Consider the following 14,626-nt stretch of genomic DNA (forward strand, 5'->3'; position numbering starts at 1 on the left):
TAAATTTAAAAAATAACGTTGGGAACCAGCAGAATGAGTTTGATGACTGTAAAAGAAGTAGCGGCCTATTTAGGTGTTCAGGAAGTAAGAGTAGAACGCTTAGAAAGAGAAAGCCTATTGGTGGCAAAAGAAAAAGACACTGACGGTAATGCCTTGTTTGATAGCGCAGATGTAGAGCGCTACAAAGTGCTTGCTGAGCGCTTAGGCGGTATTTAACTGCCCGCAAATATTTATCTGAACAGATAAACTGAATTAAGTGATGTCGCCACCTTAGGGTGGCGACATCCGTTTACGACTTATTTAAAGTCTTGAAGCATTCTTGCAATGCTTCGAATTCCTTTGGCTGTTGCACCTACTGGCATTTCTGCTGTTGCGCCGCCATGATAAGCCGCCGCTAAATCTAAGTGCACCCAACCTTTTCCTTCGGGGTTTACAAACCGTGATAAAAAGCCTGCCGCATTAGAGGCACCGCCGCCACCGCCGCCTTTCATTGGTCGGCTGTTTGCGGTATCTGCAAAGGCAGATGGGCAACGATCGGCATGAAACGATTCAATCGGTAGAGGCCAAAAACGTTCGTTTTCAGCAGTCGCCGCCGCTAGCATTTGCGAACGGGCATGGTCATCCATTGAAAATACTGCGTGGTAATCAGAACCTAGCGCCACCACTGCTGCCCCGGTTAATGTGGCTGCATCAATAATTAATGGCGCGCCCGTTTCGGTTGCTGCCATTAACCCATCAGCCAATACCAAACGTCCTTCCGCATCGGTATTAACGACTTCAACAGTCACACCATTTTTATAGGTAAGTACATCACCCAATTTATAAGCATGCCCACTAATTAGGTTTTCTGCACAGCATAAAATGAGCTTTAAACGCTTACTAATGCCTTGGCTAATGGCCAAGCCTAGTGCACCGGTTACGGTAGCGGCGCCGCCCATATCGCATTTCATATCAAGCATACCTTCACTTGATTTAATGCTGTAACCACCACTGTCGAAGGTTATACCTTTTCCAACCAGAACCGCTTCAACAGGGGCAACAGGATCACCCGTTGGGTTGTAGTCTAGCTCTAACATCACAGGCGGGCGTTCACTGCCTCTGCCCACGTTATAAATACCTGTCCAACCAGCATCTTTTAATTCTTCACCCACTGTCATGGTATAAGACACATGCTCTTTACCTAATTCAGACAACCAAACTGCTGCACGCTGGGCTAACGTTTCAGGGCTTAAATCTTCAGGCGTATCGTTCACTAACTGACGGGTAAATAGTAAAGCAGCGTAGTTTTGTTCTAGCCACTGCTTGTCGTCGTTGTCAGCCCATTTGATAGTTGAAGGATTGCGAGCACGGGTAAAACTTAACGCGAAAGCCCATTGCTGTTCTTTGGTCCACTCGCCTGTTAAGGCCACTTCGGGAATATTTAACCCATCAAGCTTACGCGCCACTTGCTGAATGGTACGTTCATTCTTTCCACCCTAGCTGCTATCACCATTAGATAGATGGATCACTGCGCCATTTTCAGCAAAAGAGAGCTTAGTATTTTCTCCCCACGAACTATTGGCTTTATCTGAGGATAAGCTTACGGTAAATTCTGCCATTACGTTTTAATCCTTATATATTTTTGCGTTTCATTGCTGGGGTAGATGTTTAGTTCTAGCAACGCAATGCATGTAAATTCATGTCGTTATAGGCCAATTGTTATGTTTTTTTCGCCATCACTACTACGTGGCACCTTAATTAAACGCTATAAACGGTTTCTTGCCGACGTAGAACTTGAAGACGGCTCAATAGTGACTGCACATTGCCCTAATACGGGGGCGATGACAGGATGCGCCGAACCCGGCTACACCGTCTATTTGAGCGAGTCAGACAATCCTAAGCGAAAGTTAAAATATACTTGGGAGCTTGCCCAAACCTTCGAAGGCGATTTCATTGGCATTAATACTCACAATGCTAATAAATTGGTGGCAGAGGCACTAAATAACAAGGTCTTGTCTGCATTTTCTGATATTAATCATTGGAAAGCTGAAGTAACACCGCCTGGCGGTAATAGTCGTTTCGACTTTGCCTGCGGTCAAGATGACGCTCTTGAGTATGTTGAAGTGAAATCTGTCACTCTGGCGCGGGGAAACCAAGGATATTTTCCTGATGCGGTAACCGCCAGAGGTGCAAAACATTGTTTAGAACTTGCAGAACTCTCTCAACAAGGTATAAGTACCTGCTTATTATTTTGTGTTCAGCATACGGGCGTGCATTCTGTACAAGTAGCGCGAGATATTGATCCTGTTTATGCCGACGCCGTAAATACCGCGGTCGCATCAGGAGTTAAGTTCCTCGCAGCAAGCTGTTCAATTGATGAACAAAAAATAGTTATAAATCAAACACTACCAGTAAACGTGTGAAAAATAGGTTGATTTTTTTCATTTCGCCTTCATATTTGCGCCTTGTTTTACTGGAAGAACGTGAAATACGTAAACTAGTAACAGTGCTGACTTATAATCAATATCATCAGCATAATAATTACATAGACACGAGCAATTGCTTGTAATGAACGGCTTTGATTTAGTTAATCGATTCATTCAGGACAAGATGGATGTCGTAGTGTAGGAGATGTGGCAGATGCCAACAGGAAAAGAGACAAAATCCCTAGGGCTATTAGCACTAGCAGGATTGCAGCCGTACCAGGCTACCGCTGACGAAGAGTACATGGGCGAGCCGCAAATGGAGCACTTCCGTTTACTGCTTAAAGCATGGCGCAACCAACTTCGTGAAGAAGTTGACCGCACTGTTACGCACATGAAAGATGAAGCAGCAAACTTTCCAGACCCGGTAGACCGCGCTGCGCAAGAAGAAGAGTTCAGTCTTGAATTACGAACTCGCGACCGCGAACGTAAGCTGATCAAGAAGATTGAGAAGACGCTTAAGCGTATTGAAGAAGATGACTTTGGTTTTTGTGACCAATGTGGCATTGAAATCGGTATTCGTCGCTTAGAAGCTCGTCCTACCGCCGATTTATGTATCGACTGTAAGACCATGGCCGAAATCAAAGAAAAGCAACTACAGGGTTAATAAACCTTCGTAGTAAGTTACACGCCTCTTAGTGTTTACTATAGGGGTGTGTAACAGTATTTCTATTAATGCCTTCTAAAATCGACTCCTCACCTCTATATGTCGGCCGCTTCGCGCCTTCGCCGTCAGGGCAACTTCATTTCGGCTCTTTAGTTACCGCGCTCGCTAGCTACCTCGATGCACGTCATTTAAACGGGCAATGGTTAGTTCGAATGGAAGACATTGACGCACCGCGATGTTTACCTGGTGTCGATAGCGATATTTTGCATACTCTTGAATGCCATGGCCTTCACTGGGATGGTCCCGTTTTATATCAACAACAGCAGCATGCAAGGTATCAGGCAAAACTTGATAGCCTGCTAGCAGACAACTCAGCCTACTTTTGTGCCTGTACTCGCAAGCAAATAAAAGCAAATGGCGGGCACGATAATCACTATTGTCGAGAACTAGGCCTAACCGCTCAGGCAGTGTCCGAATCAGCGCCAAATACCCGAGGCTTAGCAATTCGATTAAAACTTGATTGCCACTTAAGTGCCTTCGATGACGGTATTATGGGCAGGGTCGATAAAACAGGGGCAATATCTAAAGCCCATTCAACATCCGCTGATTTAACTTCATCTAGCTTTGCCGAAGCGGAACAACACAGAGACAAAAGCAATAGCAGAAGCGACGATGGCTCAATAAGCGCTGGCGAAGTATCACCATTAAGTACAGCACCAGAAGATGTTGTGATTAAACGCAGCGATGGGCTTTTCGCCTATAACTTTGTAGTAGCATTAGACGATGAATATCAGGGTGTAACAGACATTATTAGAGGCAGCGACCTTTTAAATGTCACCCCGCTCCAACGCGCTATTTATCGTTCATTAGGCTGTAATGTGCCACAATATGGGCATATTCCGGTTGCGGCTGTGACGCCAGGGCGAAAGTTGAGTAAACAAAATCATGCTGCCACCATTAACAACAAGAATGTGCTGGAAAATATCGTTAATGGCCTGTCTTTTTTAGGCCAAGGTGACTATCACGCGAACGAATTTGAAAATGCCACACAACTGCTTACTATGGCAATATCGCGCTGGGATAGGAAATTAGTACCTAAAATAGCCGAAATTATTGTGGGCGAGCACGAATCCACTTATTATAGCCATCCTTTATAGCCTTCGGAGACTTCACCATCATTCATCGTGTTTTCAATTCTGTTAAGCGAGCCTTTACTAAGGAACATACCGCTGACAATGTACTAGAGCCTCGTGTTATGACTCGTGGGGAGCACGGCATCTCTCGCGAAGACGTGAGCCCTAATGCGTTGAAAGTCATGTATCGCCTTAACGGAGCAGGCTTCGAGTCCTATTTGGTCGGAGGTTGTGTTCGCGATATTTTGATGGGACATGAGCCCAAGGACTTTGATGTGGCCACCAATGCCACACCGGAACAAATTAAGGGGCTATTTAGGAATTGCCGTTTAATTGGCCGTCGTTTCAGACTCGCTCACATTGTATTTGGCCGTGAAGTAATAGAAGTAGCCACTTTTCGTGGCCATCACAGCGAAGAACCTGAGGCTAAAGAAGTACCAAAGAACAAAGCAGTGTCGAAACGAGATGCCCATGGGCAACTGGTCAGAGATAATGTTTTTGGCAGTATTGAAGAAGATGCCGAGCGCCGCGATTTCACATTTAATGCCATGTACTACAGTGTGGCTGATTTCACGGTAAAAGACTTTGCGAATGGTCTAGAGGCAATTGAAAAGCGTGAAGTACGTTTAATTGGCGACCCTGAAGTTCGTTATCGTGAAGATCCAGTTCGAATGCTTCGCGCCGTGCGTTTCGCGACTAAGCTTTCAATGCGTATAAGCGACGACACTGCGGCACCAATCAAGCAGCTAGCGAGCTTGCTAAACAATATTCCGGCCGCGCGACTATTCGAAGAAACCTTAAAGCTGTTCTTATCTGGTCAAGGTGAGAAAACCTTTTTGATGCTGCGAGAATACGGCTTAATTGCACCTTTATTTCCGCAACTTGCGCCGTTTATCGAAGACGAAAACAGCCGTGAAATGCAGTTTGTACGAAAAGTACTGCAAAACACCGATGAAAGAATTAATAACGATCAACGGGTAACACCCGCATTTTTATATGCCGCATTACTCTGGTACCCGTTAGAAGAACGCGCGCAAATTATGCAGGCAGAGTCTGGCCTAAGCGCCCACGATGCTTTCAACCTTGCATCAACTGAAGTGATTGCGAAGCAAACCCAGCGCATTATGATCCCTAAGCGTTTTTCCACAGTCATTCGAGACATTTGGATTTTACAGCAACGCCTTCCTAAGCGTTTTGGCCGTCGTGCCTTTCAGCTGTTAACCCACCCTAAATTTCGTGCCGGTTACGATTTTCTATTAGTTCGCGGGCAAGTTGAAGGCGGAGCCCTATTGGAGCTAGCCCAGTGGTGGACGCATTTTCAGCACGGCGAACCTGGTAAGCAAAAGAAAATGTTAAACGACTTACGTCGCCAAGAAGGTGATGGCCCAAAACCAAGAAAGCGTAAACGCCGTCCAGCATCGAGAAATACTGATGCATAAAGAGCACGTTTATATTGGTATTGGCAGCAACCTAGGCGACCCTGTTCAACATGTTGAAGACGCCTTTATTGCGCTGGGTCTACTTGAAGGTACTCGCGTGCTTACGTGCTCATCACTGTATTCTAGTAAGCCTATGGGTCCGCAAGACCAACCGGATTACATTAACGCGGTATCGCTAATTGAAACTACGCTAGCGCCAGATAAATTGCTAAGTGCATTACAGCGTACCGAACACGATTTTGGTCGAGAACGTAAAGGGCAGCGATGGGGCGCAAGAACGCTCGATTTGGACATTTTACTTTACGGTAGCCAAACAATTTCTACGCCTGATCTTACCGTGCCACATATTGGCATGTCTGAACGTGAGTTTGTGCTAGTTCCTCTCTTTGAAATAGCTCAAACTATGGTCATGCCTGACGGAAAACCCATCTCTCACTGGGTTGCTAAATGCTCACTTGATGGCCTTAAACGCCTGCGCGCTTCCATTTAGCTTCAAAATCCGTATAGTTCGCCACATTACTCTTTCCCTGGAAGGTTGCTATGAAGAAAATTACTGTTTCTGGTTTGCTTAAGAAGAAGCAAGCCGGCGAAAAAATTACCTCACTAACAGCTTACGATGCCAGCTTTGCTAAAATGTTTGATGAGCAAGGTATTGATGCCTTACTAATTGGCGATTCGCTAGGTATGGTGCTTCAGGGAGAAAGCGACACCTTACCGGTGACCATTGAAGATATTGAATACCATACGCGCAGCGTAAGGAAAGGTACTGAACGTGCCTTCGTCTTAGCAGACATGCCGTTTATGTCCTACGCGACACCAGAACAAACTTATGCGAATGCAGCTAAGCTCATGGCAGCAGGTGCAAGCATGATTAAAATGGAAGGCGGTAGCTGGTTATGCGAAACCATTCAGGGTTTGAATTTGCGTGGCGTGCCTGTATGTGGTCATTTAGGGCTCACGCCACAGTCGGTTCACGTTTTTGGTGGATTTAAAATACAGGGCCGTGAAGCCGACAAAGCAGAAAAACTGCTAGCAGAAGCGAAAGCACTTGAAGCTGCAGGTATTCAGCTACTCGTGCTAGAGTGCGTACCGTCTTCATTAGGCAAAGCCGTAAGCGAAGCATTGACTATACCGGTAATTGGTATTGGCGCTGGAAATGATACAGATGGCCAGATACTGGTAATGCATGACATGTTTGGTATTAGTGCCAACTACATGCCTAAGTTTTCAAAAAACTACCTTGCCGAGACGGGCGATATGCGCAAGGCGGTTCAGCAGTATATTGCAGAAGTACAAAGTGGTGCCTTCCCGTCCCCTGAGCACAGCTTTGAGTAACGAGGTTTAAATATGAAGGTTGTTGACGACATTGCGTCATTACGAAAACTAACTACTGAATGGAAATTCAGTGGTAGCACTGTTGGGTTTGTTCCCACAATGGGAAACCTACACAACGGGCACTTAAAACTCGTTAAACGCGCCAAGGCACATAATTCCCGAGTGGTAGTGAGTATTTTTGTTAACCCTATGCAATTTGGTGCTAATGAAGATTTAGATGCATACCCACGTACCATTGAAGAAGACAAAGCCAAGCTTATTGAAGCGGGTGTTGATGCAGTATTTTTACCCAGTGTTAGCGATATGTATCCAGGCGGGGTTGAACACCAAACGGTAGTAGAAGTACCCGACATTTCGGATATTCTATGTGGTGCAAGTCGTCCCGGGCATTTTCGCGGTGTAGCCACGGTAGTGAGCAAATTATTTAATATGGTTCACCCCCATGATGCTTTTTTCGGGGAAAAAGACTTTCAGCAATTGCAGGTTATTCGCACCATGGTGCGCGACCTTTCTATGGGCGTAACCATTCATGGCATTCCCACCGAGCGTGATGTATCTGGCTTAGCCTTAAGCTCGCGTAACGGTTATTTAACTGATGAGCAACGTCATACTGCGGCTACTATTTACAGTGAAATGACATCACTGAAAGCCCGTATAGAAGCAGGCGAAAGAAACTATGTCGCATTAGCGGCAGACCTCGCAGACATCCTAACCGACTCAGGCTTTAAAAATGACTATGTGCATATTGTTAATGCTCAAAGTCTAAAGCCTGCGAAAGAAACCGATGCACACTTAGTTATTTTAGTGGCGGCGTTTCTGGGTAACACCCGTCTTATCGATAACCTCCAAATTCACGTTTAGGTATCGGTGTAGGCATAGGTGTTAGCATAGGTATAAGCTCAGACATAGGCGCTGGTATTGATAACACGCTTTAAACCATACGTTATCAATTACCACCACAAAAAAAGCCCCCGTATTCACATGCGGGGGCTTTTTTGTATCTGTTTTTATCTGCTAGTAATGCGTCTTTCTAATAACCTAAATAGTCAGCCCGATTTATCAGGCAACAGGTATCGTCTCTATCATCTTCACCAACTCTTTATAAAGTTTAGTGCCGGTAGCAATGACATGCTGCTCGTTAAGTATATTACGTAAATCCTGTGTGCTGGTAAGTGGGTTCGCTAGCACAACTCTGAACACAGTAATACAGTTAGTGGGGTATTCTGGCGCTTCTAAGCGTGTACGAGAGACAAAAGACTTCCCTGCCTCCCGTTGCTGCTTCTGTACAATTACAGTTAGTCTATCAAGCTTCTCGTTAATCTTATCTTTAGTGGCCTCATCCGCATGTTTAAGCTTTTCTTGCAGGCCAGCGGGACAAACGCGATACGTTAGCAATGAGAGTGTAGGTGCCGTAGTCAGTTCAAAGTCAGGGTGCTTTGCAATCATATCCGCAAAGGTGCCTGCTTTTTCGATGCTTCTGTCGATTAACAGCTCATAGCCCCTGCGCCCAAAGATATGCATGGCAGAATATACCATCATGGCCATGCCGTTACGCGAACCTTCAAGCGTAGTCGCACCTAAGTCTTTAGAGCCTGCACGCAGAATATATTGTGCATGATGGCGCACTGCATTGGCATCTTCAGGATTTTTGAACAACGCCATACCTGCCCCCATGGGCACATACATTTGTTTATGGGCATCAATTGTGACCGAGTCAGCACGCTCAATGCCTTTCAAGCGGTGTTTATATTGCGATGAAAACAAGGTTGCCCCACCCCATGCGGCATCCACATGGAACCAGCACCCTAATTCTTTGGCTACGTCAGCCAATTCGTTAAGCGGGTCGACATGCCCTGTTTCCGTAGTACCACCAACGCCAACAATGGCCAGTAACTTATTACCTTCTTCCTGATAACATTTACCTGCGGCGAGTGCTTTTTCAGGGTCGAGAGTTTGATTCGGCGCAGGTAATGATAATAATTGATCGCGACCTAACCCTAACGCATCCACCGCTTTTGATAAGGAGTAGTGCCCACGCTTACTGCACATAACGCCAAGATGGTTAATATCGTGGAAGCGATAAGCCGCAGCAAGCCCAGCTTTTGCTACACCGGCAAACCCCTCTTGCGGGCCCAAAATCTTATTTCTAGCTACCCACAAAGCGGTAATATTGGCAATAGTACCACCGGAACAAAAGGCACCTAAAGAGCGTTTGGCGCTGTGTAAGTGACTATCATAGAAAGCTTTCGATTCGTCATAAACGAGATTATGCATCATGCCTAACACTTGACGCTCAAGTGGCGTGAATGCCTTTGAGGTTTCTATTTTCACCAGGTTCTGATTAAGCCCCACCATCAACTTAGACAGGGGCAAATGAAAATAGGGAAGCGCGGAGGTCATATGACCAATAAACGTAGGCGAATAGGTATTCACCGAATGGGCAACCAATTTATCGAGTAAGCTTTCAGCATGGGTTGAAACAAACTCTGGCGATTCAGGTACTTTTGAATCTGAAAAGTCTTTCTCAATTTCTTCTAGCGAGGTTTTTTTGGTAACAACGTGCTGCGACAAAAAATCTAAGATATTGTCAGATAAATGCTGTTCAATTTGAGCCATCTTTGAGTCTTTGTGTTCAGGCTTGGTAAAGACCCTAAACAAGTGCTCTAGACTAACTTGCGCTTCACCCACTCAACCGACCTCACTTTGAAATGACTCTTTTACAAGAAAATACAACCCAACTTCGTTGCCTACGCTGAAAGCAATCATAATACTTTCAGGGTCACGAACTTTACCTCAGATTGCCCACTACGCCAAGCGTATCCCGATGATTTGACCCTGTATCAGTACAAGATATTTTGTGGTGATAATTCACTATCAATACAGTGAAGTGACCTAAACTTCTCAAATGATGGCGGGTAGTGCTATATTTTGGCTATACATACGAATAAAAATAAAGGCTGCAATGTGCCAATAAGAGCCGTAAGTGATACCGTTTCTATCAATGATATCGTGCCCTACTTCCAACCTATCATGGACTTAAGGTCAAAGCGTGTGTGGCGTTACGAGTGCTTGGCTCGTTTAATTACCGCCGAAGACAAAACCTTTTTGCCTAGCGAATTTCTCTACCTAATTGAACGAGAGCAACACGTTAAAGCGCTTACGGAAGCCATGTTCTGCCAAAGTGCCCGCTATTTTCGCCATGTACAAGTGCCTTGGAGTATTAATATTAGTGCGCGAGATTTGCTAAACGACAACCTGACCAACACGCTTCTATCCCATTTAATAGACTACCCCAACCCAGAAAGAGTCAGTATTGAGATAAGCGCCGCCAGTGCATTAACCCACCCAGCGTTAATGCAAGCGTTTGTTGAGAGAAGTGCTGAGGCAGGGCTAGGTGTATTTTTAGATAACGTGGGTGAAAACCCAGGCAATATTAATGCAATATTAAATATGCCGATTAAGGGCATTAAGTTAGCCGGTGGTTTGATAAGCCACTATGAACAAGATGAGGCTGTGCAGGATTACGTCAATAATTTGCTCGAACTGTGCCAAGCGCGTGCTATTAGCGTGGTAGCAGAACATATTGAAACAGATTTACTTCTTGAAAGCGTGCGCAAACTGCCCATTCAGTATGCACAGGGCTATGTCTTTAGCCCTCCGCAACCAAATACTCCCCATCACTAGGCGCCGTTAACGATTCTCGCCTATTCTACGCACCGCCATCGGCCTCTTCTGAATAGCAATTGAGCGACCAACAATGTTGGCCGCTAGCGCGATATTTGCGTTCAAATGGCGTCATGGCGTTATCAGACGTAATTTCAGCTAAATTCGTCACCAAGCCATAATGCGTAGCAGCTTGAGCAAATTCCATTAGATAAACCAACCAATTACTACGCACCTCAATATTCGAGGTTATCGCCATTAAATCAGCCATGGCTGCACTACCGTGCCAGCGTTTTTGCACCTGGGTTTTCTTCGGATAAGGATTTGGATAGAACAAGCAATGCTGGCTTACCTTCCAATTTGCCCGGTGAACCAATCGCCAAAAATCATTCACATCGGCACGAATAACCCGATAATTATCTTGCCCAGCTGAATAATGCTGATGCTTGTCCACCCGCTGTGCCGATTTATCTAAGCCAATGACGCGGCAATCAGGGTTCGCTTTAGCAATATTTGCTGTGCTTTCACCCACGCCACAGCATGAGTCTAAGATAATATCGCCGGTAAACCCGTCAAGCCATTCGGTTGCTTCATTAAAGGCGAGCTGCGTATGCTCGCCAATGGGACGCTGGTTTTCAGATGACTTGTAACGCTTTACTAGTTCATCGAGCTTTTCGTGCACACCTTCTTGATTTGTTGTAATCCCTCTGGAGTTCCCGCTAGCCATTAGCTACGAATTCCTTTACCTGTTTTAAGCAGGTAATAAGCAACAGCGAACAGCACAATATTAAAGCCCACTAATAGTGCTAACGATAAGGTAACGTCAACATCTGACACCCCTAAGAACCCGTAGCGGAACCCATTCACCATATACACAACAGGGTTGGCTTTACTTACCCACTGCCAAAACTCAGGCAAAAGAGTAAGGGAATAAAATACGCCGCCAAGGTAGGTTAACGGGGTTAATACGAAGGTAGGTACAACACTAATATCATCGAAAGTTTTTGCAAAAATGGCGTTAATTAGCCCTGCCGTTGAAAACAATGATGAGGTCAGTAGTACGGTAAGAATAATGATACCGATATGGTGTATCTGTACATCAACAAAGAACAGCGATACCAAAGTAACAATAATGCCAATTAGCACTGCCCTTGCTACACCGCCCCCAACGAAGCCTAGAATAATCACCGACGTGGGCACCGGAGAAACCAATAACTCTTCAATGTTACGCTGAAATTTCGCACTGAAAAAAGACGACGAAACATTTGCGTATGAGTTGGTGATAACCGACATCATGATCAAACCTGGAACAATAAACTCCATGTAAGAAAAGCCGCCCATTTCGCCTATTCGGTTACCGATAAGGCTACCGAAAATCACGAAATACAAACTCATGGTAATAGCCGGTGGAACTAAGGTTTGGATCCAAATGCGTAAAAAGCGAGTGCACTCTTTTATCCAAATTGTAGTCAGCGCCACATAGTTTTGCTTGAACCAGCCAATCTTTTCGTCAGACTGTGTGTTTGCCTGTGAATTCATGTTTAACCCTCTGCCTTTGCCGTTTCAACCAAACGCACAAACAGCTCTTCTAATCGGTTTGATTTATTGCGCATACTCAATACTTGAATACCTTGTTCGGTCAACTGAGCAAAAACAGGGTTTAACCCTTCTGCCTTTTCCACATCGACTTCCAAAGTATGGTCGTCAAGTAGACGACTTTCGTAACCTGTCAAAAGCGGCTTTTGCTGACCAAGGTTAATGTCCAGCACGAACGTTTCTGTGTTCAACTTCGACAATAAGGCCTTCATGCTGGTGTTTTCCACAATGGTGCCTTTGTTAATAATGGCAATGTTGCGGCACAGCATTTCTGCTTCTTCTAGGTAATGCGTCGTTAAGATAATGGTAATACCTTGGCGGTTAATCTCTTCTAAGAAGCCCCACATTGAACGACGGATTTCTATATCTACGCCAGCGGTTGGTTCATCAAGTATTAATAAACGAGGCTCGTGCATAAGGGCGCGGGCAATCATTAGCCTGCGTTTCATGCCACCTGAAAGTTCACGCGCTCTGGCATCGCGTTTTTCCCATAAATCGAGCTGAGCTAAATACTTCTGAGCCCGTTCTTTCGCAATACTTCGGGGCACGCCGTAATAACCCGCTTGGTTGAGCACAATTTGCATCACGGTTTCAAACTGATTGAAGTTGAATTCCTGTGGCACTAGGCCAATACATGCTTTGGCTTGCTCTTTTTGGGTATGAAGGTCGTAACCAAAAATCGATACCTTGCCATCGGTTTGATTAACCAAAGAACTGATAATACCGATAGTGGTAGATTTACCCGCGCCATTCGGCCCAAGTAAAGCGAAAAAGTCCCCTTTATCAACAGTGAGATCTACGCCTTTAAGTGCCTGTACGCCACCTTTATACGTTTTGGTTAAGCCTGATATATCCAACGCTTTCATGTGCTACCCGTAAGTTGCTCGTAATTTGATGCCTCCGTAAATGGAGTGCTTTGTAAATCGAGTGCTTTGTAAATCGAGCGCCCTGTAATTCGAGGGCCCTGTAAATCAAATAATCTATTAAATCAGTTTGCCGCCAGTTGACGTGACTACCCATCTGCCATAATACACCGACAATAGTAATAATATGACGGTATACCTACCGTACGCGTGTTTTAAGCATAGTGCTGGCAAATGCTAGTAATTCAACCCTTCCTGCAATAAGGGTATTCAATGCCCATTCCACTCATGCTATCACTAATTCAAAGACGAAATATAAAAGGGGGTAATTATGTCACACTTATTATCCCATCTGCCTGCCACTCTCCTTATCTTGCCGATTATTTTACTGTTTTTGTCGATTTTTTTATTGAAGCCTCAATGCATTCTTTTATCGATATTGAACATTTCTGCCCTGTCTTTTACCGACTGTTTCACAGACGATTCAGGGTGCTAAGGACTTTCGCGGCCAAGCAAAAATAAGAAGAGAACGAGATAAAGAAGACGGAACCGACGGTGGGAGGTATAAAAAAGCACTGCACCTAGTTGGGGGTTAGGCACAGTGCAAGGGGTTGGCGTACCAAAGTGAGTCATACTTGAGTCAATCTGTCTTCCCAAGCACAGGTATAGTTAACCAAGCAGACAAGGCAATATCAGGGCACAATAATGGAAAAGCTATTTTGTTTAATGGCAAATATGGCGAAAAGCGGGCGACTTTATGGAATTTGCGTCGAACTCAGGCACGCGCGCTTTTGCCAAGGTATAGTAGTGCCAAGAATGATTGAGAGTAGATCCCATGCCTAAAACAATTGCGCTAGTAGAAGATGATGCCGCTATAAGAGAAAACTACCTTGTTGCCCTAAGAGCGCAAGGCTACAAGGTTAATGCGTTTGAAGACCGCCCCTCGGCAACTCAGGCGTTTAACGAAGCATTGCCAGATTTAGCCATCATTGATATTGGTCTAAAAGAAGAAATGGAGGGCGGTTTTTTGCTATGTCAGCAGTTGCGAGGTTTGTCGCCCACCTTGCCTATAATCTTTTTTACCGCCAGAGACAACGACGTAGATACCATTAGCGGGCTTCGCATGGGTGCTGACGACTACTTAACTAAAGATATCAGCATGGCTCACCTACTTGCCCGTATCGCCGCGCTTTTCAGACGAAGCGATTTAATGTCAGCCCCTGTCAAGCAAAAAGACGAGCTTCGTATAGGCGAGTTAAAAGTGGATGCCTCTCGTATGACAGTAAGTTGGAGCGGCGAACCTGTCGCCCTGACAGTGACAGAATTTTGGATGCTACACGCGCTGATTAAACACCCAGGCCACGTTAAAAGCAGACAACAATTAATGGATGAGTCGCGCATGGTAGTAGACGACACCACCATTACTTCTCATATAAAACGTATGCGTAAAAAATTCATTCAATTAGACCCACAATTCGACCACATAGATACCGTTTACGGTATGGGATATCGATGGCAGTTGTAGGGT

14 protein-coding genes and 1 pseudogene are annotated in these 14,626 nt (G+C 45.1%); 10 read left to right on the top strand and 5 right to left on the bottom strand.

What is annotated here, in order from left to right:
• Window positions 1-33 precede the first annotated feature (33 nt).
• Entirely contained in the window at window positions 34-216 is a 183-nt protein-coding gene (locus tag AMBT_RS19100) for a MerR family transcriptional regulator (RefSeq protein WP_013786295.1), read from the top strand.
• Between the two features lie 80 nt (window positions 217-296).
• Here AMBT_RS19100 and pepB read toward each other — a convergent pair.
• A pseudogene (gene pepB / locus AMBT_RS19105) lies at window positions 297-1,598 on the bottom strand (aminopeptidase PepB).
• A gap of 102 nt (window positions 1,599-1,700) precedes the next feature.
• Here pepB and sfsA point away from each other — a divergent pair.
• The 7 genes from sfsA to panC all read left to right on the top strand — a co-directional run bounded on the left by sfsA (window position 1,701) and on the right by panC (window position 7,837).
• A complete protein-coding gene (gene sfsA, locus AMBT_RS19110) occupies window positions 1,701-2,402 on the top strand; it encodes a DNA/RNA nuclease SfsA (RefSeq protein WP_013786298.1) in 702 nt (233 codons plus the stop codon).
• Between the two features lie 217 nt (window positions 2,403-2,619).
• Window positions 2,620-3,069 (top strand): RNA polymerase-binding protein DksA, encoded by a 450-nt coding sequence (gene dksA, locus AMBT_RS19115; protein ID WP_013786299.1) that lies wholly within the window; start codon window positions 2,620-2,622, stop codon window positions 3,067-3,069.
• A 68-nt stretch (window positions 3,070-3,137) separates the two neighbouring features.
• Window positions 3,138-4,226 carry a tRNA glutamyl-Q(34) synthetase GluQRS gene (gene gluQRS / locus AMBT_RS19120; RefSeq protein ID WP_013786300.1) on the top strand — a complete coding sequence of 363 codons (1,089 nt, stop codon included), beginning with the start codon at window positions 3,138-3,140 and terminating at the stop codon, window positions 4,224-4,226.
• 98 nt (window positions 4,227-4,324) lie between these two features.
• The gene (gene pcnB, locus AMBT_RS19125) at window positions 4,325-5,641 is read left to right on the top strand and encodes a polynucleotide adenylyltransferase PcnB (protein WP_013786301.1); all 1,317 of its coding nucleotides are present in this window, start codon (window positions 4,325-4,327) and stop codon (window positions 5,639-5,641) included.
• Window positions 5,634-6,131: a 2-amino-4-hydroxy-6-hydroxymethyldihydropteridine diphosphokinase gene (gene folK / locus AMBT_RS19130; RefSeq protein WP_013786302.1), complete on the top strand. Its 498-nt coding sequence runs from the start codon at window positions 5,634-5,636 to the stop codon at window positions 6,129-6,131. Before pcnB ends, folK begins: the two co-directional genes overlap by 8 nt.
• A gap of 50 nt (window positions 6,132-6,181) precedes the next feature.
• Complete coding sequence (gene panB, locus AMBT_RS19135) at window positions 6,182-6,976, top strand: 3-methyl-2-oxobutanoate hydroxymethyltransferase (protein WP_013786303.1); 795 nt, start codon at window positions 6,182-6,184, stop codon at window positions 6,974-6,976.
• A gap of 12 nt (window positions 6,977-6,988) precedes the next feature.
• Window positions 6,989-7,837 (top strand): pantoate--beta-alanine ligase, encoded by an 849-nt coding sequence (gene panC / locus AMBT_RS19140; protein WP_013786304.1) that lies wholly within the window; start codon window positions 6,989-6,991, stop codon window positions 7,835-7,837.
• 198 nt (window positions 7,838-8,035) lie between these two features.
• Here panC and panP read toward each other — a convergent pair whose 3' ends face one another.
• A complete protein-coding gene (gene panP, locus AMBT_RS19145; protein WP_013786305.1) occupies window positions 8,036-9,664 on the bottom strand; it encodes a pyridoxal-dependent aspartate 1-decarboxylase PanP in 1,629 nt (542 codons plus the stop codon).
• A 276-nt stretch (window positions 9,665-9,940) separates the two neighbouring features.
• Here panP and AMBT_RS19150 point away from each other — a divergent pair, with 276 nt between their 5' ends.
• Window positions 9,941-10,660, top strand: coding sequence for an EAL domain-containing protein (locus AMBT_RS19150; protein WP_013786306.1), 720 nt, complete (start codon window positions 9,941-9,943; stop codon window positions 10,658-10,660).
• A gap of 25 nt (window positions 10,661-10,685) precedes the next feature.
• Here the strand turns inward: AMBT_RS19150 and trmB are convergent, their stop codons facing one another.
• The 3 genes from trmB to AMBT_RS19165 are packed head-to-tail and all read right to left on the bottom strand — an operon-like array spanning window position 10,686 to window position 13,101.
• Window positions 10,686-11,366 (bottom strand): tRNA (guanine(46)-N(7))-methyltransferase TrmB, encoded by a 681-nt coding sequence (trmB, locus tag AMBT_RS19155; RefSeq protein WP_013786307.1) that lies wholly within the window; start codon window positions 11,364-11,366, stop codon window positions 10,686-10,688.
• Window positions 11,366-12,178 (bottom strand): ABC transporter permease, encoded by an 813-nt coding sequence (locus tag AMBT_RS19160; protein ID WP_013786308.1) that lies wholly within the window; start codon window positions 12,176-12,178, stop codon window positions 11,366-11,368. Before AMBT_RS19160 ends, trmB begins: the two co-directional genes overlap by 1 nt.
• 2 nt (window positions 12,179-12,180) lie before the next feature.
• Entirely contained in the window at window positions 12,181-13,101 is a 921-nt protein-coding gene (locus tag AMBT_RS19165) for an ABC transporter ATP-binding protein (protein ID WP_013786309.1), read from the bottom strand.
• A gap of 832 nt (window positions 13,102-13,933) precedes the next feature.
• Between AMBT_RS19165 and pdsR the strand changes: the two genes are divergently transcribed.
• A complete protein-coding gene (gene pdsR / locus AMBT_RS19170; protein ID WP_013786310.1) occupies window positions 13,934-14,623 on the top strand; it encodes a proteobacterial dedicated sortase system response regulator in 690 nt (229 codons plus the stop codon).
• Window positions 14,624-14,626: the final 3 nt, after the last annotated feature.

Origin of the sequence: Alteromonas naphthalenivorans, from assembly GCF_000213655.1 — a bacterium.
Lineage (GTDB): Bacteria > Pseudomonadota > Gammaproteobacteria > Enterobacterales > Alteromonadaceae > Alteromonas > Alteromonas naphthalenivorans.